At 47.3% G+C, this 21355-nt stretch carries 17 protein-coding genes; 8 read left to right on the plus strand and 9 right to left on the minus strand.

Annotated elements, in window-relative coordinates:
- The first annotated feature begins 1 nt into the window (after nt 1).
- The gene (locus JK154_RS05790; RefSeq protein WP_211991561.1) at nt 2–724 is read left to right on the plus strand and encodes an amino acid ABC transporter permease; all 723 of its coding nucleotides are present in this window, start codon (nt 2–4) and stop codon (nt 722–724) included.
- A 166-nt stretch (nt 725–890) separates the two neighbouring features.
- Here JK154_RS05790 and JK154_RS05795 read toward each other — a convergent pair whose 3' ends face one another.
- The 4 genes from JK154_RS05795 to JK154_RS05810 all read right to left on the minus strand — a co-directional run bounded on the left by JK154_RS05795 (nt 891) and on the right by JK154_RS05810 (nt 4748).
- Complete coding sequence (locus tag JK154_RS05795; RefSeq protein WP_211991562.1) at nt 891–1583, minus strand: amino acid racemase; 693 nt, start codon at nt 1581–1583, stop codon at nt 891–893.
- Nucleotides 1584–1610: 27 nt separating this feature from the next.
- Nucleotides 1611–2393 carry a glutamine amidotransferase gene (locus tag JK154_RS05800; RefSeq protein ID WP_211991563.1) on the minus strand — a complete coding sequence of 261 codons (783 nt, stop codon included), beginning with the start codon at nt 2391–2393 and terminating at the stop codon, nt 1611–1613.
- Between the two features lie 290 nt (nt 2394–2683).
- A complete protein-coding gene (locus JK154_RS05805; protein ID WP_211991564.1) occupies nt 2684–3160 on the minus strand; it encodes a WbuC family cupin fold metalloprotein in 477 nt (158 codons plus the stop codon).
- Nucleotides 3161–3626: 466 nt separating this feature from the next.
- On the minus strand, nt 3627–4748 hold the full coding sequence (locus JK154_RS05810) for a hypothetical protein (RefSeq protein WP_211991565.1): 1122 nt from the start codon (nt 4746–4748) through the stop codon (nt 3627–3629).
- 632 nt (nt 4749–5380) lie between these two features.
- Between JK154_RS05810 and JK154_RS05815 the strand changes: the two genes are divergently transcribed.
- Entirely contained in the window at nt 5381–5905 is a 525-nt protein-coding gene (locus JK154_RS05815; protein WP_211991566.1) for a DNA starvation/stationary phase protection protein, read from the plus strand.
- 187 nt (nt 5906–6092) lie between these two features.
- Here JK154_RS05815 and JK154_RS05820 read toward each other — a convergent pair whose 3' ends face one another.
- A complete protein-coding gene (locus JK154_RS05820; RefSeq protein ID WP_211991567.1) occupies nt 6093–6596 on the minus strand; it encodes a DUF523 domain-containing protein in 504 nt (167 codons plus the stop codon).
- 85 nt (nt 6597–6681) lie between these two features.
- On the minus strand, nt 6682–7638 hold the full coding sequence (locus JK154_RS05825; protein WP_211991568.1) for a sugar-binding transcriptional regulator: 957 nt from the start codon (nt 7636–7638) through the stop codon (nt 6682–6684).
- A 301-nt stretch (nt 7639–7939) separates the two neighbouring features.
- Between JK154_RS05825 and dalD the strand changes: the two genes are divergently transcribed.
- From dalD to zigA, 6 genes are all read left to right on the plus strand, one after another.
- Entirely contained in the window at nt 7940–9325 is a 1386-nt protein-coding gene (gene dalD, locus JK154_RS05830; protein ID WP_211991569.1) for a D-arabinitol 4-dehydrogenase, read from the plus strand.
- Nucleotides 9309–10778, plus strand: coding sequence for a xylulokinase (gene xylB / locus JK154_RS05835; RefSeq protein ID WP_211991570.1), 1470 nt, complete (start codon nt 9309–9311; stop codon nt 10776–10778). The genes dalD and xylB overlap by 17 nt, the downstream gene beginning before the upstream one ends.
- A gap of 67 nt (nt 10779–10845) precedes the next feature.
- Entirely contained in the window at nt 10846–11811 is a 966-nt protein-coding gene (locus JK154_RS05840) for a substrate-binding domain-containing protein (RefSeq protein WP_211991688.1), read from the plus strand.
- Between the two features lie 66 nt (nt 11812–11877).
- Nucleotides 11878–13377, plus strand: coding sequence for a sugar ABC transporter ATP-binding protein (locus tag JK154_RS05845; protein WP_211991571.1), 1500 nt, complete (start codon nt 11878–11880; stop codon nt 13375–13377).
- A gap of 119 nt (nt 13378–13496) precedes the next feature.
- On the plus strand, nt 13497–14375 hold the full coding sequence (locus tag JK154_RS05850; protein ID WP_249215799.1) for an ABC transporter permease: 879 nt from the start codon (nt 13497–13499) through the stop codon (nt 14373–14375).
- A gap of 300 nt (nt 14376–14675) precedes the next feature.
- The gene (gene zigA / locus JK154_RS05855) at nt 14676–15902 is read left to right on the plus strand and encodes a zinc metallochaperone GTPase ZigA (RefSeq protein ID WP_211991573.1); all 1227 of its coding nucleotides are present in this window, start codon (nt 14676–14678) and stop codon (nt 15900–15902) included.
- A gap of 1061 nt (nt 15903–16963) precedes the next feature.
- On the opposite strand, the gene JK154_RS05860 is transcribed toward zigA, so the two are convergent.
- The 3 genes from JK154_RS05860 to JK154_RS05870 all read right to left on the minus strand — a co-directional run bounded on the left by JK154_RS05860 (nt 16964) and on the right by JK154_RS05870 (nt 21284).
- On the minus strand, nt 16964–17881 hold the full coding sequence (locus JK154_RS05860; RefSeq protein WP_211991574.1) for an alpha/beta hydrolase: 918 nt from the start codon (nt 17879–17881) through the stop codon (nt 16964–16966).
- A gap of 28 nt (nt 17882–17909) precedes the next feature.
- Nucleotides 17910–20219 (minus strand): molybdopterin-dependent oxidoreductase, encoded by a 2310-nt coding sequence (locus JK154_RS05865; protein WP_211991575.1) that lies wholly within the window; start codon nt 20217–20219, stop codon nt 17910–17912.
- Between the two features lie 453 nt (nt 20220–20672).
- Nucleotides 20673–21284 carry a methylthioribulose 1-phosphate dehydratase gene (locus JK154_RS05870; protein ID WP_211991576.1) on the minus strand — a complete coding sequence of 204 codons (612 nt, stop codon included), beginning with the start codon at nt 21282–21284 and terminating at the stop codon, nt 20673–20675.
- Nucleotides 21285–21355 lie beyond the last annotated feature (71 nt).

Genomic DNA, 21355 nt, shown 5'->3' on the forward strand with positions numbered 1-21355 from the left:
CATGGATTTTAGTATTATACAGGATAACCTGAGCTATCTGCTTATCGGCACTTGGCCTGATGGCCCCTTAGGAGGGGCGGCGCTCACGGTCGTGATCAGCCTGTTAGCCGGAATAGCTTCAGCTATCCTGGGCACCGTGCTGGGTATACTTCTTGCCGTTTCAACGGGGATTCCAGCGGCCTTATTAGCCGCTGTGCTGGGTTTTTTCAGAGCGATTCCTGTGATTATGCTGATTTTCTGGAGTTATTTTCTTTTACCCATTTTGTTTGGTATTGATATTCCGGAAATCACTACTGTGGTGTGTGCCCTCGCATTGATCTCCTCTGCTTATTTGGCGCATGCCGTGAAAGCAGGGATTCTGGCTATTGGTATCGGGCAGAGTCAGGCAGGGTTATCACTCGGGTTAACACGCTGGCAAACCCTCGGTTATATCGTGCTGCCACAAGCATTGCGGATGATGATCCCGTCATTTATTAATCAGTGGATATCCTTAATTAAAGATACTTCACTGGCCTATATCATCGGTGTTGGGGAACTCACTTTTCTTGCGACCCAGGTCAATAATCGTAGCATGGTCCACCCCACGGAGATCTTTCTGTTCATTGCCGGGGTCTATTTTATCCTCTGCCTTGCCCTTGAACTGGTGGCTGGCTGGGTTCAGCGCCACTATGGTCGTCAGAGTGAACCGACACGCCGTTGGTGGCAGCGACAACCGTTGTCTTAGTTGGCATTAACAGTATCAGGAGCCTTGACGAATCAAGGGGATAACGTCCGTAGGGGCGTATCAGAAAATGGTGCTCAACGCCAGCGACTAACCGTACTTTCATGCCGCACGGGGCTGCATGAAAATACGGTTATGTTAAAGACGAGCAATGAATGAATAGATATTTTCAGGGAGCAAGAGCGTCAAACAGTGCGTCAATATGGATATCAACCGTATCCAGCACGCGAACCGGTAATTCGGTACCCGCAAACAGCAATGGCAGTTCAGTGCACCCCAGAATGATGGCTTCAATGCCGTCATTCTGATACATCCGGTTAATGACAGCGATAAAGTTGTCTCGCGTCTGGGGGGCGATGATGCCGACTTCTAGTTCATCGCAGATTTTATCTGCAATGTAACTGATTTCATCAGCATGTGGGATGGCTATCTCAATACCTGCTTGCATAAAGGGCCGTTTAAAGAAGTCCTCCTCCATGGTAAATCGTGTTCCCAGCAATCCCACTTTCTTTAATCCCTGATTTTTTGTCACCCTACAAGTGGCATCGATGATGCTAACAAGCGGGACTGGCGAACTGGCCTGGAGTTCATTGAAGACGATGTGTGGGGTGTTACCAGTAAGAGCCACCACTTCTGCACCGGCAGCGACTAAATTTTTGACTGCTTTAGAGAGGTAATGAACCAAAGAGGTATAATCTTTTCGGCCACACATATCCAGCACGTCAAATACGTTGATACTTTCGATGGTCAGGTTTGGCAAGAAAGTTGCTCCCTGCCGTTTGTGGGCTTCATAGACAAACTTGCGGTAATAAAGCAGCGTGGATTCGGGGCCTGTACCGCCGATGAGCCCAAGTTTTTTCATGCTGACTCCTGTGATTACGATTAATTTTTACTCAGACTGACCTGCGTGGTATGGGGTAACATAAAGCGAAATAAATCTTTTTAGCAGCGCTCTGGCATCCACGGCGTCAGCCAGGGCATCAAGCATAACGGCCGGATCGAACCCTTCGTTAACCAGACTTTCTGCGCGCAGATTGATCATTGTTGCTGCAATCTCTGGTGTAATTTCCGGGTGAAACTGTGTTGATATAACTTTTTCGCTGTAACGAATAATTTGATTCCTGTCATGGACGGATGAGGCCAGGGATGTCGCCCCGGGGGGTAACGCGGTTACCGTTTGCAAATGAGTAAGATGAGCCTTGAACACGTTGGGGAGCTTTCCGATAAGCGGATCGTTGCGTCCGGCTTCTGCCAGCCTGACATCCAGACAGCCCATTTCGCGGCCCTGGGGATGATAGTCAACCGTTCCCCCTAAAGCATATGCAATAAGTTGATGGCCGTAACAGACGCCAAACAGCGGCATACCCACTTCCATCGCATGGCGTATCCATTCGGCAGTTTCTTCGCTCCAGGGGAGCTTGTCTGTCACCATATCCCAGGAGCCGGTGATAACCGCGACCCTTGTCGGATCAGGTTGCGGAAGGGATTCTCCCCTAAAGACTTGCACCACCTGAAGAGCTCCAGGTGCTAACCCCATTGCTTTGTCGAACCATAAGGGCAGATCACCCTGTTCGTTCAAGATGCCGTCAGGAGGGGTTCCTGTCTGAATAAGCAGAATCGGAGGCAGGGCTGCCGTATTGGTCACTTTCACGGAATGGGATTCATCTCTCATAAACTCAGCAGGCCTCTTCGGGTGAATGGCTGACAGATAAAAAAGGTCAGATAACGCCAAGATAAGCAATATGAAGTTTCAGCACAATTGAATTAAATAGAATTAATTTCAACCCTATTAATGATATGGATACCTGCTGTTTATGGGGAACAATATTTATTGATAGAGGCAATACTGCCCGGAAGACGGAAGTGATATCCAGCCCCCTTGTTATAAGCGGGATGACATCTGGGTATGATTCAACACCTGAATAAACTGACATCATCAGTTTATTCAGGTAAGGACGATGATCAGCCGGTATACTTACCGTCGCCGACTTGTGCCCGGGCATACCAGGCCATGAGTTCAGCCGTGCCGCTTTCACCTTCTGCAGGGGCCCATGGGGCTGAATCCTGCTCTGCTACGGGCTGATAACCACCTTGTTTCACTTCAAAAATAATACCGCCTTTATCCAGGGAGAGCACGGCATGCCAGGTACCGGCATCCATTTCCAGGGCGGTACAATCCTCGCCGAGTATGACACGCTGTGTCACGGTACCCTGGTCATCAAAATTCAGAACCAGGAAACGTCCCCTGAGGGGCAGCAGTAATTCAAATGTATGGGGGTGGCGGTGAGGGCGAATATAGGTGCCCGGCTCCATAGCAATGGCCAGGCGTTGTACTGGGTCGCTGAGTTCCGGGTGGAAATTCCGGTGAGCCCGTAAACGGGGAGCATGAGAAGCGGCTGCACTCTGTTGTTGCATATCACTGAAGGTTATCTGTTTCATAAAAGTTGCCTGGGGTCAGGAGTGATTAGCACTATTGCTTTGCGCTAAGATTAACAGCCAGGATTCTGACAGAAAAGCATTTAGTCGCATACACTGGTGCCGGGCGGTAATATCTGGATTTGATTTTATAGGTGTGCCTGCTCGTGAGGAAGAATTGATTTTTTCGATATGGAGCTGGTATATCAATGCAGTGATTTTTGCAATATGTATTATTTCCCACTTAAGCTAAATTTATATTTCTGAAATACTACCTTTTTTCTCCTGTGGTCACTCTGGTATTATTTTAACACAAAGAGACGTCCTTACAATGTAAGGACATCTCTCATGTTATTAACGGCGATGTTTTTATATGTTTAATATAAACTCGCCACAGATACAACATCGTTTAGTCGTATAGCACTGTCTGTACCAGTATAATGAACTGTTTATTGAAAAGAACAGTGATCTGAATGGTTGAATATTATCATTAACTATAACATTTTATGTTTTCATGAATGTTTTCCATGTTGTCACTTTTTATAATGTGAAGCGTGCTATTCCTGTGGGTGGGCATATTTTCTTGCTCTTTGACATCATTTAAGGCAGGGAGTTTTTTTACATATTCACGAAGGGCTATTTCTTTCTTTACGATATCTTCATCAGATAATGTAATCCTGTTGAGTGGTCCCTTAATTGAATCGAAAAATACATTACTAAGTAATTTGTTGTTGCTGATGATTATTTCAGAAACGAATAAAATAGTTTCTATTTTCTTCTGTGCCAGAGTTCTTTCTTGATGATGACATGCTGAAAGTTTCGGTTCTTTATTATGCATGGCGTTTATTCTGGCCGATTTTTTCATGCATTTATCAAGTAAATCAATCAGTTTTTCCAGTGCGACTTTCTTCTGGTTATTTTTGTTGGTTATGTTTTTTACTTCTGAAAATAAAATAGTATATATTTTGTTTTGATAGAAGTTTTTTAATTTAACATTAACTTTCTCGCTCGCTGAGTGGTGATTTTCTTTTTTCACCTGATCATAATGATAAGAAGTTTCACTTGTTTTTTTAATATCCGTATTATTATTTTTTACAAATATAGTGGTGTCGGTGGTTGTGGTGTTTATTTTTCGCTGTGGGGGTGTGGTTATCCTATAGTAAGAATAGGGCTCAATTATTTTTGCATTTTTTTCAGTACTACTTATTCTAGTGTTGTATTTTTGAGCATAAATATCATTCTCGGGTAGGTTCTGTGATAATGAAAATACAGGGATTCTTGCTGTGAGTGTGGTATCTATCGGACGTCCTGCATGGTTGTCATTCCTGAAATTACTTGCGACTAGCAGCCCTGTCCCGGTGAGTGCGGTCACACCAACAACAAGGGCTGCGATCCACCCCACTCGACGAGCTCTGGATTTATTTCCATTTTCTTCAGAAGCGCCAGAATTGAAAACAGAAGGCATTAAATAATCGCTGGAGTTTTCTACCGAATGCATTTGTGAAAACAGGGGGGAGCTTATCTCTTGTGGCCTGAATATATTATTATCAATATGATGTGTCATGTTTAAACTGGCATTCTGAGATGCGCCTGTCCCGGTGAAGCTTTGCATGATGTACCTTATTTTTTGTCAGAAATTACTGGCGTAATAATGAGTAACACAGCAGAGGAATATGCTATATGCTCTGGTGATGATCAAAACAGAGGCCAGGGTTATTGCCTGTAGAGATTAAACTACGGTTGAAAAAATCTTTTTTCAGTGAGTCACTGTGTGATTATTGTTATGGTTATTATTCCTCTGGTTACTTAATACAGGGCTTATAGTGGGCGATTTTTTGGAAAATAATATCATTTAAAGCTCATGCAGAATAAGGCGTGTGCGGTATTAATGCTCCGTCATATAGCGAGAATGGTAAGCCGTATGCCGGCAGCCAGAATATCTGCAGCCTTGTGTTGGTGCTGCCAGGTATTTCTGTTTATTTATGCGTATATGAGTATAGAGCCAGAATAAAGAACATATTGCCCGACCGGACGCTAAATGGCCGGTGGTTTGGAGGGTATTTCGTGTGAATAGCATGCCCTGCATAGTGTTTCACACATTACCTGCTGATAGAGTGGAAATCTTAAAAAATTGTTCTATAGTCTTAGCATATCGTCTGAACTGACGTAACAGGCTACCGCCATAGGGAATCAGTATCATGGTGGCAGACCACTGGACATTATGAATATTCTCAGGAGTCAATAATGAGTAAAGCTAACGAGTTACGTATTCGTCCCCTCAAAACCCCAACTGATCTTTCACCTGAAGCGACCAAAAATATTAGTGGGGCCATGAATGCGATACTGGCAGATATCTTTGCTATCTACCTGAAAACCAAAAATTTCCACTGGCATATTAGCGGTCCTCATTTCCGTGACTACCATTTGATGCTGGATGAACAAGGTGACCAGCTTTTTGCGATGACTGATCCGATTGCCGAGCGAGTACGTAAAATTGGCGGTGTGACGCTCCACTCTATCGGTGAAATCTCTAAATTGCAGAGAATTAAGGACAACAACGCAGATTATGTTGAGCCGTTAGATATGCTGGCCGAGCTTTGTGAAGACAATAAACATCTTGCCAGTGAATTCAGACAGGCTCATGAGTTATCTGCCTCTTTGGGTGATTACTCCACCACCAGCCTGATTGAGAACTGGATCGACGAAACAGAGCGTCGTGTCTGGTTCTTGTTTGAGGCCTGCCGCGAAGCAAAAACATCAGGCCATTAAGGCTTAATCCCTGATGTTCATTCATTAAGACACTGTGCTGAAGGGGATGGTGTCTTGATGTCTTAGTCCGCGGGCTTTGGCACAGGGTGTCAGAGCCCGTAACGCTTCAGCAGGGGAAGCAAACCCACTCTCGCGCGTCAAGTTTTCTAGTCTGCCTTAACGGTATCAATAGTGTGCCCTGAAATTGTTATTCCTGGCTGCGCTCGCGAGCTTCCACCCAGGCAATCAGCTCGGGGAGCTGTGTATCAGAAAAAACCTTGATACCATGTTCGGTGAGCAGAGATGCCGCCACCCCCATTCCGGATTTCCGTTGTCCCGTGAACGACCCATCATAAATGAACTGACTCCCGCAAGTTGGGCTTCCATCAGTGAGCAGGGCTGCTGTACAGCCAGCCTCTTGTGCTGCACGCAATGCCATCCAGGCAGCAAGTTGGTAATGGGGGGTGACATCGGTACCGGTGTTATCCATGATTCTGGCTTGCTGTTGCATCACCGCCTTGCCATTGGCATTAAGGATTTCCGCGGGGGCTCTGGGAGTTGGCAACCCGGCAGCCAGTTCAGGGCAGTGGGTAATCAGACGTTGTTCCTGCTGCCACTGTTGAAGTTTTTCAACGATTCGGGCCTTTGCACTGGCGTTATAGCGGATTTTAAAGCCCATCAGACAGGCACTGACCAGAATTTTATCTTTCATCGGTTTTATCACAGGAAAGGGTGCATGTCAGGATTATGCCATTAGCCCGCTGAAAATACGCCATTCTGCGGGCGATGCTTTTACCTTATGGTAAATGTTCTAGTAGTAAGCGCTCGGCGGTGCTCTCATCGGTGACCAGGCCATTAATCCATTTACCTCGTAATACTGCCTGAATCGCCTGAAACTTATCTTCACCCCCGGCAAATGCGGTGAGTTGCCGCACAGGGGCGCGTTCCAGTGGAATACTGGTGCAGCGTTTATCCAGCTGGTCAGGCAGACGTTCCCCGAGACTATCGATAAAGTGACCATTGATTTCCGCCACTGCGCCAGCAGCCATCAAACGCTGTACATCTTCTCGGGTAATGAATCCCCCGGTGAACAGTGGGCATTCAAACGAGATAGGCCCAATACCAATAAATGTCGCATCTGCCAGTGCGGTCTGCTCTATAATCAGTTTATAAATACGATGGTTGCACCATACTTCACGATCTTCCGGGCTGTCAGCAAATAACGGCGCGGGGAGAATAAAGTATTTGCCTGAGGTTTTTTCCGCCAGACTTAATGAGACATCATAAATGGTACAGGAGCCATCACTGGCAATGGCCCCAATCCGTGACAGGCAACTGTGTTGCGGGCGTGGAATTTCGGACATCTCTTTCACGGCGCCACGCAACGTACGCCCGGAACCCAGTGCAATAATTTGGGGTTGTTCCGGTTGTACCGCCCACTCAATCTCCTCCGCAGCAGATACGGTTATCATATGCTGAATAGTTTCAGCCGGCAGGCCAGCAGAAGGAACCACTTGGCAGCGCGTTAATCCAAAGACCTGCATCATCTGTTCAGCCAGTGAAGCACAATGCGCCACCGTATGGGATATCCGGACCTGCACGAGCTCCATCTCAGAAGCCGCAGCCACCAGACGTTGCGCCACTTGACGCGAAACCCCCAGAACATCAGCAATCTGATTTTGTGTTTGTCCACCGATGTAATACATCCAGGCTGCCCTGGCCGCCATATCCTGTCTTTTATCATTTTTAGTCATCCATTCACCCCGTTGATTGCCTTGGTACAGGCTCGATTTTTTCCACTTACCATCCAGTTTTTGTCGGGGATGGCGACATTATTTTCTTTTCTCTGCCCGGCGTCATCATCACCACTCTCGTGGAACGGCAGAGCGTGATGGGAAAACTATAAGCCGCATTTTACCTTTAACCAGTGACTGATTGTTGCATTTTGTGATCCATTGCTCAGTAAGAGGGCAATTATTCATTTAGATTAAAATCCGAATAATTGCCCGTCAATTAAGTAATTGCTCACATTTACTATGTGTTAAGGGGAAGAGGATGACAACATCAAAACCGTATTACTGGATGCATCTGGGAGCTGGTTCTTTCCACCGAGCCCACCAGGCGTGGTATCTACATCGTCTGCTGGCACAGGGGGATGACCGCTGGCATATTGCGCTCGGTAACATTCGCAATGATGCACAGCCTCTTCTCGACGCGTTGGATAAGCAACAAGGGCGCTACACGCTGGAAACCGTAACGCCAGAAGGGGAGCGTGTTTATGAGACAATTACTTCCGTAAAAAAAGTGTTGCCATGGGATGAAGAACTCAGTGCCCTGGTCGCCCAGGGGGCGGATGAAAATACCAAAGTGATTTCATTTACCGTCACTGAGGGGGGGTACTACCTTGATACTAACCACCAGCTTGACCCACGTCATCCTGATATTCAGGCTGATTTGGCCGGTGAGGCCCGTACTATATATGGCGCCCTGGCACGGATACTACGGGCTCGAATGAAGCAGCATGGTCAGCCAGTTACCTTGTTAAACTGTGATAATTTACGTCATAACGGCGAACGTTTCCGTGCTGGATTCCTGGCCTTTTTACAGTTAAGTGACGATCAGGATTTATATCAGTGGGTTCTGAAGCAGACAACGTCACCCAATACCATGGTTGACCGTATTACTCCACGCCCGACAGCAGATATCGCCGTCCGAGTTCAGGAACAAACCGGTGTGGACGATCAGGCCCCTGTCATGGGCGAGGCATTTATTCAGTGGGTGATTGAAGACCACTTTATTGCAGGACGCCCCGCACTGGAAAATGTTGGTGTGGAAATGGTGGAGTCCGTACTGCCATGGGAAGAGGCGAAAATTCGTATTCTGAATGCCAGCCACAGTTGTATTGCCTGGGCTGGTACGCTGAAAGGGCAGTCTTATATTCATGAAAGTACCCAAACGGACGCCATCCGCCAGTTAGCATGGAACTACGTGACGGAAGATGTTATTCCTTCACTATCACCGAGCCCACTTGATTTGGAACAGTACCGTGATGTAGTGCTGTCCCGTTTTAGTAACCCCTATATTCAGGACACCAACCAGCGCGTTGCGGCAGACGGTTTATCAAAAATCCCGGGCTTCATTACCCCTACGTTGGTGGAATGTTACCAGCGTGGCGCAGAGCCTCGTGCGACAGCAGTCTTACCGGCATTATTCTTTTTATTCCTGCAACGCTGGCATCGTGGGGAGTTGCCTTACACCTACCAGGATGGCGTACTGAATGAAGACGCGATGCATACCCTGCTGGCTGCCGATGATGCCCTCGACCGTTTTACCGCTGATGAAACGTTATTTGGCCCACTGGCGACAGATGCACGTTTTGCCCAGCTGATGCGCGAAACGGTCGCGCAGCTGGAGGAGGCAGGATATGTATCTGGGCATTGATGCAGGAACCTCCGAGATAAAAACGCTGGTTCTGGAAGAGGATGGCACCATTGTGGCTATCGCCGGGGTGACGCTGACAGTACAGCGCCCACATCCACACTGGTCGGAGCAAGATCCCGAAGCCTGGTGGCAGGCACTCAACCAGGCCGTGGGGCAGTTACGTAGCAAAGTGGGTGAACGCTGGTCTGATATTCGTGCAATTGGCCTGTCCGGACAGATGCACGGGGCGGTACTGCTGGATGCCCGAGGGGAGGTTCTGCGCCCGTGCATTTTATGGAATGACACGCGCAGTGCAGAACAATGTGTAACCCTGACACGCAAAGCGCCACAGCTGCATGATGTGGCGGGGAACTTGGCCATGCCGGGTTTTACCGCGCCAAAGCTACTGTGGGTGGCTGAACATGAGCCGGATATTTTTTCCCGTATTGCCCATGTGTTGTTGCCAAAAGATTATCTGCGCTGGCGCATGAGCGGAGAGATGGTCGGTGACATGTCGGATGCGGCTGGCACTTTGTGGCTGGATGTTGCCAGGCGTGACTGGTCAGACGATTTACTGGCTGCTTGTGATTTACGCCGTGACATGATGCCTTCCCTGGTTGAGGGTTCCCAGGCCAGTGCCCTGTTAGCACCAAGTATCGCGGCTCAGTGGGGCTTATCAGATAAAGTGATTATTGCTGGCGGCGGTGGGGATAATGCAGCCAGTGCGGTGGGTATTGGGGCGGTTAATAGTGGTGATGCGTTTATCTCACTCGGGACCTCCGGGGTACTGTTTGCGGTTAATGACAGCTATCGCCCTAATCCACAATCTGCTGTCCACACTTTTTGTCATGCCCTGCCAAACCGATGGCATCAGATGAGTGTCATGCTTACTGCGGCAAGCGCATTGCGTTGGCTCTGCCAGTTAGTGGGTTGTGATGAAAGCACTCTGATGACAGAGGTGGAACAGCTGACAGCCGAACAGCGGGACCATGCCCCGTTATTCTTGCCTTATCTCTCGGGTGAACGTACTCCCCATAACGATCCCTGGGCTGAAGGGGCGTTTACTGGGCTGAATCATGCAACCACGCGAGCCCATCTTGGTTATGCCGTCATTGAAGGAGTGACCTTTGGTCTGGCTGATGGTTTGCGTGTCCTGAATGACGCAGGTACGACACTGACACAATGTTCTTTAGTTGGCGGTGGCGCACGGAGCCCTTATTGGGCACAACTGATAGCTGACACACTGAATTTATTGATAATCACCCATGAAGGTGGTGAAGCAGGCGGGGCACTGGGTGCGGCTCGGCTGGCGCAGCTGGCAACCGGTGCTGATGAAGCGCTGGTGTGTGTGAAACCAGCTGAACGTCACCGGTATTTACCTGATGCCGGGCGTCGGGACGTCTTGCAGAGCCGCTTACAACACTGGCGTTTGCTGTACCGTCAACAGGTTGAGGCACGACGTATTTTATCATAACGATTTGAATCTCGATTTCTTACCACAGGCAACACTCTGTATCTCTACAAAGGAAAGCAAGATGAAAATAAAAAAACTCGTTTGGGGCGTCACACTGGCACTGGTCTCCGTTACCGCTACCGTCACGGCACATGCGGATGACAAAGTGAAAGTCGGTTTCGCCAACCGTACTCTGAACGGCGCATTTTTTAATGGCTTGACTGAATACATGAAGATTCATGCCAAGGACCATGGCTATGAGCTGATTACGACTGATGCTCGTGGTGATCTGAATAAGCAGATTTCCGATGTTGAAGACATGTTGGCCCAGGGGATCAACTATCTGGTACTGAACCCTCAAGATCCTGAAGCGGGTCAACGTATTGCCCAGATAGCCAAAAGCAAAAATGTCCCTGTGATTGTGCTGGACAGTGATATTTCGCTCGATGCGCCGGTGGTTACCCGCGTTCAGGCGAATAACGCTAAAAATAACATTCTGATCGGTGAATATGCCGTTGATCAGTTTGGTGATAAGCCTCTGAACTGTGTCGTTATCAGCGGTAACCAAGGCAACCTGGTCGGGGAAGCTCGCCGTACCAACTTCTTCCGTGGGGTAATGGAAGCCCAGCTGCGTAAGTATAACCACACCCAGGTAAACATTCTGAGCCAGGGGTGGGGTAACTGGGACCAGCAAGGTGGTTTAAAAGCCATGGAAGACTTGATTGTTGCCCACGGTGATAAAATTAACTGTGTATACAGTGAAATGGATGACATGGCACTGGGTGCAGTACTGTCATTAAAAGCGGCCAACAAGCTGCAAGGTGTGAAAGTATTCTCACACGATGGCTACAAAAAAGGGCTGGAAGCTGTTCAGCGTGGTGATATTCAGGCTACGGCTTCAAATAACCCGGATCTTTTAACGAATACCGTTATGGATGTTATTACTAAATACCAGGCTGGGACAAAAGATTTCCCTGACTACGTTTATATCCCTTCTATTTTGATCAACAAAGATAACGTCAGTAAATTTTATAACAAAGATTCTATTTTCTGATCCGCCATGACGGACAGGGTGATCCCCTGTCCGTCATGTTAAAAAAGCGTCAATGAGGCATGCCTGATGCAAGAATATGCAATTGTCATCGACAAAGTAAAAAAGCGTTTTGGTGGGGTTCACGCCCTGAGAAACGTCAGTCTGAAAGTTAAACATGGGGATGTTCACGCCATTGTCGGTGAGAATGGCGCGGGGAAATCAACGTTAATGAAGATCCTGTCCGGCATTTATATTAAAGATGGCGGGACGTTACAGATTAATGGGGAAGAGGTTCACTTCACAACCCCAGGACAGAGTCGTGAACACAAAATTGGCATTGTTTATCAGGAACTGGCTTTAGCACCGGATCTTACCGTTGCCGAAAATATCTTTTTAGATGACCTTACTTCTGGAAAGGGCATTATCAACTGGAAAGAGCTGAATCATAAAGCCGCCAAAGTATTAAGCCGACTGGGATTCGATATTCCACCGGATGAAAAAGTGGGCAATCTGAGCGTCGCTTATCAGCAGATGGTGGAAATTGCTAAATCACTGGCACGTAATGTCGAATTTCTGATTCTTGATGAACCAACCGCCGTACTGTCAGAACGTGAAATCAGCATTCTGTTTAGCCAGCTTAAGCTCCTGAAAGGACAGGGGGTAACGATTTTATATATTTCCCACCGGCTGGAAGAAATTTTTATGATAGCGGATGCTATCAGTGTCATTAAAGATGGTGAGTCGATGGGGGATCTTGATCCTAAAACCTGCACCGAGGATGACATTATCTCTGCCATGGTGGGGCGCAAATTTGAGAATCTCTATCCTGAACTGAATATACCCCAGCAGGAAGAAGTTTTGCGGGTAGAAAATTTATCCACCCGGAAGTTATTACGGGATATTAATCTCCATGTTCGTAAAGGGGAGATTGTGGGGCTGGCAGGCCTGGTGGGTGCCGGGCGTACTGAAATTGCCCGTTGTCTGTTCGGCATTGACCGTATGGCGAGCGGCAGTGTGAAGAAAAATGGCCAGCCGGTAACGCTACGCCACCCGGTGGACGCGATGAAACAGGGGATTGGACTGGTGCCGGAAAGCCGGAAAGAGCAAGGCGCGATCCTGGCACAAAGTATTCGCGAAAATATCTCTATCTCCAGCCTGAAAGAGGTCTGCTACAGACTGGGCATTATCAGCCACCGCAAGGATAAGCAACTGGCAGAAGAGTACCGCAGTAAACTGAAAATTAAACTGGGCTCGGTGGAAGATCCGCTCTCCAGTCTTAGCGGCGGCAACCAGCAAAAAGTGGTTATTGCCAAATGGCTGAATACCGATTGCGACGTGCTTATCCTGGATGAGCCTACCCGAGGGGTGGATGTCGGGGCCAAGGTTGAAATCTATAACGTGATTCATGAGCTGGCCAAACGGGGTTACGCCATTATTTTGATCTCATCAGAAATGGTGGAAGTCATCCATTTATCTCACCGCGTCTATGTGATGAGTGAGGGAAGTATTACCTGCGAACTGACCGGGGATGAGATAACAGAAGAGAATATTATGAAACACGCAATTCCTAAACGTGCTTTAGTCTGAATGGGGAACCCAGAATAATGGAAAAGGTCACAACATCACAAACTGCCACCGCCCCTTCAGTATCAAGGTGGATCCTCAATTTCCTCGTGAACAACTCCACGCTGGTGGTTTTTATACTTATGCTGGTTGTTGCTGGTTTCTTATCTGATAAGTTTTACAGCGGCGATAACCTGACTAACGTATTGCGCCAGAGCGTGCCGCTAGGCTTGGCGGCATTAGGGCTGTTATTTGTTATTTTAACCGGAGGGATTGATCTGTCAGTCGGATCAATCATGGCTCTGATTTCCGTTGCGGTAGCGATTTTTATTCCTGAAATTGGTCTTTGGCCTGCGGTGTTTGCCAGCTTGTTTGTTGGTGCAATAATCGGCGCGGGGTCGGGGCTGTTAGTCACGATGTTTAACATTGCCCCTTTTATTGCCACTCTGGCAATGATGACTATTGCCCGTGGCCTGTCGCTGATAGCAGCCAAGGGACAGCCTATTTTTATTGATGACATGGCACTGGTAGATTTTGGTACGGGTTATCTTTTTGGTCTGCCTAAACCTGTTTATATTTTGATAATCTTCGCAGTGGCGGCTCATTTTATCTATAAATACACAACATTTGGACGGCTGGTTATCTCTATCGGCTCCAATGAAACTGCCACCCGTTTTGCGGGTATTCGTGTTGGCTGGTATAAATTTGCAGTCTATGCGCTAAGTGGTTTTGCCGCAGGGATGGCGGGGTTACTGGCATCGACCCGAACAGGTGTTGGCTCCCCAGTACTGGCCGTGGGCTTTGAACTGGATGTCATTGCTGCTGTTGTTGTCGGTGGGGCGAGTCTGGCGGGTGGGCGCGGTAATGTGGTCAACACCATCATCGGGGTACTGATTTTGAGTATCATCTCTAACCTGATGAACCTGATGAATATTTCTGGCTATAACCAACAAGTGGTCAAAGGTGTGATTATTATCGTTGCCGTTATGCTGGAAAGTATCAAATCCCGCAAGCGTGCATAAACGACGTTTTTATATCCTGTCTTAGCGTTCTTATGGCGATCCCTGGATCGCCATTTTACTTTTTTTGCCCTCCTGCTATACCACACTGGCTTTCTCTCCTTATCTCAATATCTCAATCCCGACCAGGGAAATCGCACATTAGGTTACTGGACGCTACAATTGGTTATGTTATAACATAACGCATGGCGGTAAAGAGTGATTCAATCTCTGCAAAGCAGGACTCATGTCTTTATATGGACGAAACCGCCTGTTTGTTATTTATCCGTCATGTAAAACAATGAAGAGAAGAGTGGGCTGTAAATGTCGAAAACTGCAATCAATACGAAAAGAGATCAACGATTACCGGTCACTGTACTGTCGGGTTTTCTCGGTGCCGGCAAAACGACACTGCTTAATCATATTTTAAACAATCGGGATAACCGGCGTGTGGCAGTGATTGTCAATGATATGTCAGAAGTGAATATAGATGCCGCATTAGTCAGAGCCGGTGGGGCTGAACTGTCACGCACCGACGAAAAACTGGTCGAAATGAGCAATGGCTGTATCTGTTGTACATTACGTGAAGACTTACTGATTGAAATTAGTCGCCTGGCGAAAGAGGGGCGTTTTGACCAACTGGTCATTGAGTCGACAGGGATTTCAGAACCCCTTCCGGTGGCTGAAACCTTCACTTTTGCCGATGATCAGGGAGAGAGCCTCTCGACGATTGCTCGACTGGATACCATGGTCACTGTGGTCGATGCGTTCAATTTCCTTAAGGATTATGAGTCTGATGCCAGCCTGCGATCCCGTGGTGAGTCACTTGGCGAGGGGGATGATCGCAGCGTTGTCGACCTGCTGATTGAACAGATTGAGTTTTGTGACGTCATCGTACTCAATAAAATTGACTTAATGGATGCGTCACAAATCAGCCGACTGATGGCTATTCTTCAGGCACTGAATCCTCGGGCGAATATTCACCCCTCGCATTTTGGACAGGTTCCCCTGGAACAAATATTAGATACTGGACTGTTTGATTTTGAACGGGCAGCACAGGCACCGGGCTGGCTTAAAGAGTTACGCGGTGAACATCAGCCAGAGACCGAAGAGTACGGTATTGCCAGTTTTGTCTTCCGGGCTCGTCGCCCTTTTCATCCTCAGCGATTCTCCACTGCGCTGGAAAAAAACCTGCGTAATGTGCTGCGTTCAAAGGGCTATTTTTGGTTAGCCAGTCGTCCAGAATATGCCGGTAGCTGGTCCCAGGCTGGGGGTGTGGCCCGCCAGGGGTATGGGGGAATATGGTGGGCGAGTGTGCCAAGAGATCGCTGGCCAACTGATGCTGAATCCCTGCAACTGATCCAGGAAAATTGGCTGGATGGGGTGGGGGATGCCCGGCAGGAATTGGTGTTTATCGGCATTGATATGGATGAGCAGCAGCTACGGGCACAGTTAACGGATGCCTTGCTAACGGATTCAGAAATGAGCGCAGGGCTGGGGGGCTGGCTTGCTCTGCCGGACCCGTTTGAGACCTGGTTTGATGATGAATAATCCCCTTTGTGTTTGATAAACAAGGAGTAAATATCCTGGTAAAAAGTATCCGGGGTTATAAACAGCATGATCTAAACATAAGGATGTTTATTATTCTGGCATCTGTTGATGTGAATAAAAACAGGAAAGAATAATAACAGTAATCTATTTAGGATTATTTTTAATGTGATGTTATATCATGATAAATAATGATTTGTAGTACAACTTTCACCAAGATTCATCCTAAAACCAGTTATGTTTAGGCCTTATTACTTGATTTTTTAGTATTAAAAAAAACCTCCCCTATATAAGGGGAGGAAAATTCGTTACAAGAAAAATCCGATGTGAATGTTACTAAAAACAGCACAAATAAAGATGATCTTAATCAATTTTTATCAGATTTTGGCTGTTTCAATCTAAAGTTGTGTAATCTTTGGTCATCATATGTATATGTTGCTGTTTATGGAATAAGCACCTGATTTAAATTTAATTTATTATTCATTAAGACTGTTCTTATTGATTGTGCGTAATAAACTTACTTTTTTTTTGAGTGAAAAAAACCACATAATATTAAATTGAATAAGTGGAATAATATTTCAGCAGGATGATATCAGGATTCTCCGCATGGTGATCAACCCTGGCGTCCGTAATAAAATGTGTCCCGGACATTGGCCGGGAATGCTGGGGTATAGCCGTATTAATAATATACGTCTTATACCATTACGTTGGTGTCTTGCATATTATTTAATTAAATAACCTTCTTATTAATGTCTTTATTTATATTCATATCATCAATAAAAAATATTAATTTAACCTCACGGTGAATATAACTGTTATTGGTGATCGGGTGCTTTTTAAGTATCTGTTTACCATGATGTTGAGCAGCAGTTAGTAACCTTTAACTTATTGTTTTATAAATATTTAATTTATTTTGTATTTCTTGCTGTATTTTATAGCTAGATTATTAACTCATGAGATATTGAATTCAGGGGTTCCAATAATCATCCATAAGGTATTTACTGGGGAGCGGTATAACCATTAACAAGGCGGGAAAAGGCCCCACCTTGTTTTAATTTCAGATGTTAGTCTTCCCGTGATCCAACCCTGCGCGCGACATCTTTTATCACTTCTTGTCCCGCAAGGCTGATGCCTGCCAGTTGAAAGAAACCATGAATAACACCTGACCAGCGTTGGTGTGTTACCGCAACATTCTGCTCAGACAGACGCTGATATAAGACTTCCCCCTCATCCGCCAGGGGATCGTACTGGGCTGTAATGATGTGCACTAAAGGCAGACCAGTAAAATCTTCACGCCACAGCGGGCTTGCTTCTGGGTTGAGTACGTCAGTATCTATGAAATAGTGCTCATAACCGGTCAACAGAGCATCACGAGTAATAACGTAGTCTTCACCATACTGTGTATAGCTGGCAGACTGTGCGGTAGCATCCAGCATGGGATAAATAAGTACCAGTTGCCGTGGTTGCCAGCCGGCGCTGGCTTTAAGCCGCAAGGCTGTCACCAAAGCCAGGTGTCCACCGGCACTGTCACCCGCAAGGCTAATTTTTTCGCGATTGATGCCCAGTTTATCAGCATGTTTCCAAACCAGACGGGCTCCCTTTTCCGCATCATCATGAGCGGCAGGATATCGATGCTCAGGTGCCAGTCGGTACTGCACTGCAATAACCCGACATTGACCATATTTAGCTAACTGACGTAACTGATTATCATGGGTGGAAAATCCCCCACTGATAAAACATCCCCCGTGAAAATAGACCACCGCAGGAAGATGTGATGCCGCATTGAGTGGGGATACAATCCGCAGTCTCACACCATCCAGTTCAAGATCCTCTACCTTAACCTGGGGCTCTGTCTCACCGGCTAATACTGTGCTGCTGACATAACCACTACGGCGTTCTTCTATTGTCTGTGATCGCGCAGAGGGACGTCCATTCTCGATAAAGGTTTGAACTAACTCAGCGATCCCACTTTCCAGTGCCATTTTGTTCTCCGATTGAGCAGGTTATCTGTTAAATTTCAACAAACTCAGGTGGGTTAAATGCAGTAATAGGTGGTAATGCCCCATTCCACTGCTCAATCTCTACCCAACAACTCTGTGCACTACAGCCTTGCCCCAGGCGTGAACTGCCCCGGTCTTCAGTTAATACATTCGGGTTGCCGTGCTTATCCAGCGATCCTGGTGTTGTTGGATCCAGAGGGTCGTACCAGGCACCTGTGGCAATTTGTACCACGCCAGGAATAATCTGTGAACTGATATGGACACCGGCCAGAATCGCGCCTCGCTGATTAAATACCCGGACAATATCGCCTTCTGATATGCCGCGCACTTTGGCATCCTCAGGGTTCAGCCATAAAGGTTCGCGTCCGCGTATTTTGGTTTTTCTACTGACACTTCCCTGATCATACTGACTGTGTAGACGAGTACGTGGCTGGCTGGAAAGCAGATGCAGTGGCCATTGCCGGGCTTGCTTCATCTGGAACTGGGCTTCTTCTTCATCCCAGAATGGGTATCCCGGGCACTCCCGATAACCAAACTTTGCTACTGTCTCGGAGTAGAGTTCTATCTTCCCTGAAGGTGTCGCAAGTGGGAAGCGTTCCGGTGAGTGGCGGAAATCAGAGAGAAAGATCTGCGGTTTTTGTGGGGCGGTGTACTCCAGTTTGCCTTGTTCCCAAAAACTGTCAAAAGAGGGTAGTGTGATATTGTCTTGCTCTGCCCGCTCCCGTGATTGTTCATACATATGGGGCAACCACTCTTCGGCACTACGGCCTTCGCTGAACTGGGCTTCAAAGCCTAACTCCCGTGCTAATGCACAAAAAATAGCATAATCATCCCGAGATTCCGCTACCGGGGGGATCTGCCGACGCATGGCAATCATAAAGCCATCATGGCTGGCACTGCCAATATCATTACGTTCCAGGGACGTGGTCACCGGTAACACAATATCGGAAAATTTAGCCTGGGCCGTCCAGTACTGTTCATGAACCACGACAGTTTCTGGTCGTTGCCAGGCTTCAACCAGACGATTTAAATCCTGATGGTGATGGAAGGGATTCCCCCCAGCCCAATAGACCATACGGATATCCGGGTATCGCAAATGTTTGCCATCAAACTGATACGCTTCCCCAGGGTGTAGCAGCATGTCTGCTAACCGTGCCACGGGGATTTCCGTATTAATATTGTTCTGACCAACGGGTAAGCGAGGGCCCGAGAAAGCCACCCGCCCGGCACCCGCCAGGTTGGTACAGGCATAACCAAATGCCAGCCCCCCACCAGGGGTGCCTATTTGCCCCAGCAAGGCAGTGAGAGCGACAGTTGCCCAGTAGGTTTGCTCCCCTTGTCGTGCCCGCTGAATGGACCAGGAAATATTCACCATGCTGCGATTTTCAGACAGGGTTCGTGCCAGATCAATGATGGCCTGTTCTTCAAGGCCGGTTATTGCCCCAGCCCAGCGTGCTGTTTTAGCGTAGCCATCCGTTTCCCCCATCAGGTAAGCGCGGAAAGGCTCAAAACCGACAGTATGACTCTCAATAAAAGCGTTATCATGGCGTGATTCGGTGATTAACGTATGACACAGAGCCAGCAGTAGGGCTGTATCTGTACCGGGTTTGATAGCCATCCACTGGGCACTGGGCACGGCACTGAGATCATTTTTAACGGGGCTAATATTAATAAACCGCACGCCTTTCTTCTCCAGGCGGTCTAGCCAATGCTGGAGCATATGATCATTTGCACCGCCACCATTGACCTGGGCATTACGTACTGGCAGTCCCCCGATGGCAACAAATACATCGCAGTGCTCTTCCAGAACGGACCAGTGGGTGTGCTGATGATGCAGTGGGCTTAATGGCCCAATAATATGGGGTAATACGCGTTCCCCCGCAGCACTGCTGTAGGTATTGGTGCTGGCGGTATAACCCCCAAAACCTCTCAGAAAACGGTGCAATTGGCTTTGTGCATGGTGAAAACGCCCGGCGCTGGCCCAGCCATAAGATCCACCGAAAATGGCCTCATTACCGCAGCGTTCCTGAACTGAACGCATTTCCCTGGCAATCAGGGTTATGGCCTGCTCCCAGCTGACTTCAACAAATGGCTCTTTTCCTCGTCCCTTCCGGGAGTCAGGCCCATGGGTTAAGTAACCCAGACGTACCGCCGGGCGACGGATACGGCTGTTGCCTGTCACAGCATCCGCCAGTGACTGACCAATTTGAGATGGGTTTTTATCCCAGTCAACAGGTGATATCCCAGTGATTTCAGCATCCTGGGTGCTTACCCGATAGGTTCCCCAGTGCATTACCGCCAGTTGATGTTCCGTTTTCATGTTCATACTCTATTTATTATCAGGAAGAGGACATCATAATCATGGCGGGATGAAAAGATAGTCGTCATTAATTTATGCCATATAGTGCGATGAGAGTGAAATATAGCGAATGATGTGGTCTTCATCTTTAACTCTGGTTTTTATTATCAGGTATGTGTTCACAGAGGCTGTTTATTTTTATTTTATCTTGAATATACGATAATTTAAATAAAACTGTTGCTAATTTCAGAACGTATCAGCAACGTTGAAACGTGGGGGGGAATGGTACGGTAATATGAGAATATGTTATAACTATAATCTATTTTTGTATATTTATCCAAGGCTATGTTTTTATATTTTAAGGCACAATAATAATAGGTGAATATCTGCGTGTAATATAAAGCGTATAATTTAAGTCAGCCACTATGGGGCTGACTCATCAAGGGTTACTCACTATTTACCAATAAAGAGACGTCAGTCGCGCTCGTAAAGACGACGCTGCATTTCACATTCAAACAGGAATTCAAGGCCTTCAAGGTGACGGCGTGCGTCATTGACATCTTTGCCCCAGCAGGTGAGACCGTGGCCACGCAGCAAAAAACCATACTTTAGTGGGTGATGTTGAGCATAGTGTTCAATATGCTTTGCCAGAGCATCAATATCTTGTGTATTTTCAAAAATAGCTATTTTGACGCAGTCCAGATGGGTGGTTTGTCCTGCCAGAGATTTCTGCATTTCATAACCCTGGATATTCAGAACATCACCTTTTTCGAGGCGGGATAATACCGTGGCATTTACCGTATGAACGTGGAGTACCACATTGGCCTCAGGAAATAAGCGATAAACTAAAGTATGAAGCCCCGTTTCTGCAGAGGGTTTACGCCCGGAAGGTGCCAGATTGGTGGCTATATCCACTTGCAGGAATGCTTCGGTTGTCAGGGCTCCTTTATCACGGCCAGACTCACTGAGCCAGCACCACTCTTTATCCTGGCGAACGGACATATTTCCACCTGTCGCTGGCGCCCAGCCTTTGGCACCAATCCAATGACAGGCTGTGACTAATTGCACCAGTCTTTCTTGCCACATAACGATTTTTCCTTTAGTCACTTAAAACAGCAGCCCTTGTCAGTGTCGGTGCTGCCAGTCGATGTTTTTAT

Source organism: Citrobacter sp. JGM124 (assembly GCF_018257795.1).
In the GTDB taxonomy this organism is placed as follows: Bacteria; Pseudomonadota; Gammaproteobacteria; order Enterobacterales; family Enterobacteriaceae; genus JGM124.

Bases quoted from the DNA above. Each gene is read 5' to 3' on its own strand.
- JK154_RS05790 (WP_211991561.1), top strand. From the start codon at position 2: ATGGATTTTAGTATTATACAGGATAACCTGAGCTATCTGCTTATCGGC.
- JK154_RS05795 (WP_211991562.1), bottom strand. From the start codon at position 1,583: ATGAAAAAACTTGGGCTCATCGGCGGTACAGGCCCCGAATCCACGCTG.
- JK154_RS05800 (WP_211991563.1), bottom strand. From the start codon at position 2,393: ATGAGAGATGAATCCCATTCCGTGAAAGTGACCAATACGGCAGCCCTG.
- JK154_RS05805 (WP_211991564.1), bottom strand. From the start codon at position 3,160: ATGAAACAGATAACCTTCAGTGATATGCAACAACAGAGTGCAGCCGCT.
- JK154_RS05810 (WP_211991565.1), bottom strand. From the start codon at position 4,748: ATGCAAAGCTTCACCGGGACAGGCGCATCTCAGAATGCCAGTTTAAAC.
- JK154_RS05815 (WP_211991566.1), top strand. From the start codon at position 5,381: ATGAGTAAAGCTAACGAGTTACGTATTCGTCCCCTCAAAACCCCAACT.
- JK154_RS05820 (WP_211991567.1), bottom strand. From the start codon at position 6,596: ATGAAAGATAAAATTCTGGTCAGTGCCTGTCTGATGGGCTTTAAAATC.
- JK154_RS05825 (WP_211991568.1), bottom strand. From the start codon at position 7,638: ATGACTAAAAATGATAAAAGACAGGATATGGCGGCCAGGGCAGCCTGG.
- dalD (WP_211991569.1), top strand. From the start codon at position 7,940: ATGACAACATCAAAACCGTATTACTGGATGCATCTGGGAGCTGGTTCT.
- xylB (WP_211991570.1), top strand. From the start codon at position 9,309: ATGTATCTGGGCATTGATGCAGGAACCTCCGAGATAAAAACGCTGGTT.
- JK154_RS05845 (WP_211991571.1), top strand. From the start codon at position 11,878: ATGCAAGAATATGCAATTGTCATCGACAAAGTAAAAAAGCGTTTTGGT.
- JK154_RS05850 (WP_249215799.1), top strand. From the start codon at position 13,497: ATGCTGGTTGTTGCTGGTTTCTTATCTGATAAGTTTTACAGCGGCGAT.
- zigA (WP_211991573.1), top strand. From the start codon at position 14,676: ATGTCGAAAACTGCAATCAATACGAAAAGAGATCAACGATTACCGGTC.
- JK154_RS05860 (WP_211991574.1), bottom strand. From the start codon at position 17,881: ATGGCACTGGAAAGTGGGATCGCTGAGTTAGTTCAAACCTTTATCGAG.
- JK154_RS05865 (WP_211991575.1), bottom strand. From the start codon at position 20,219: ATGAAAACGGAACATCAACTGGCGGTAATGCACTGGGGAACCTATCGG.
- JK154_RS05870 (WP_211991576.1), bottom strand. From the start codon at position 21,284: ATGTGGCAAGAAAGACTGGTGCAATTAGTCACAGCCTGTCATTGGATT.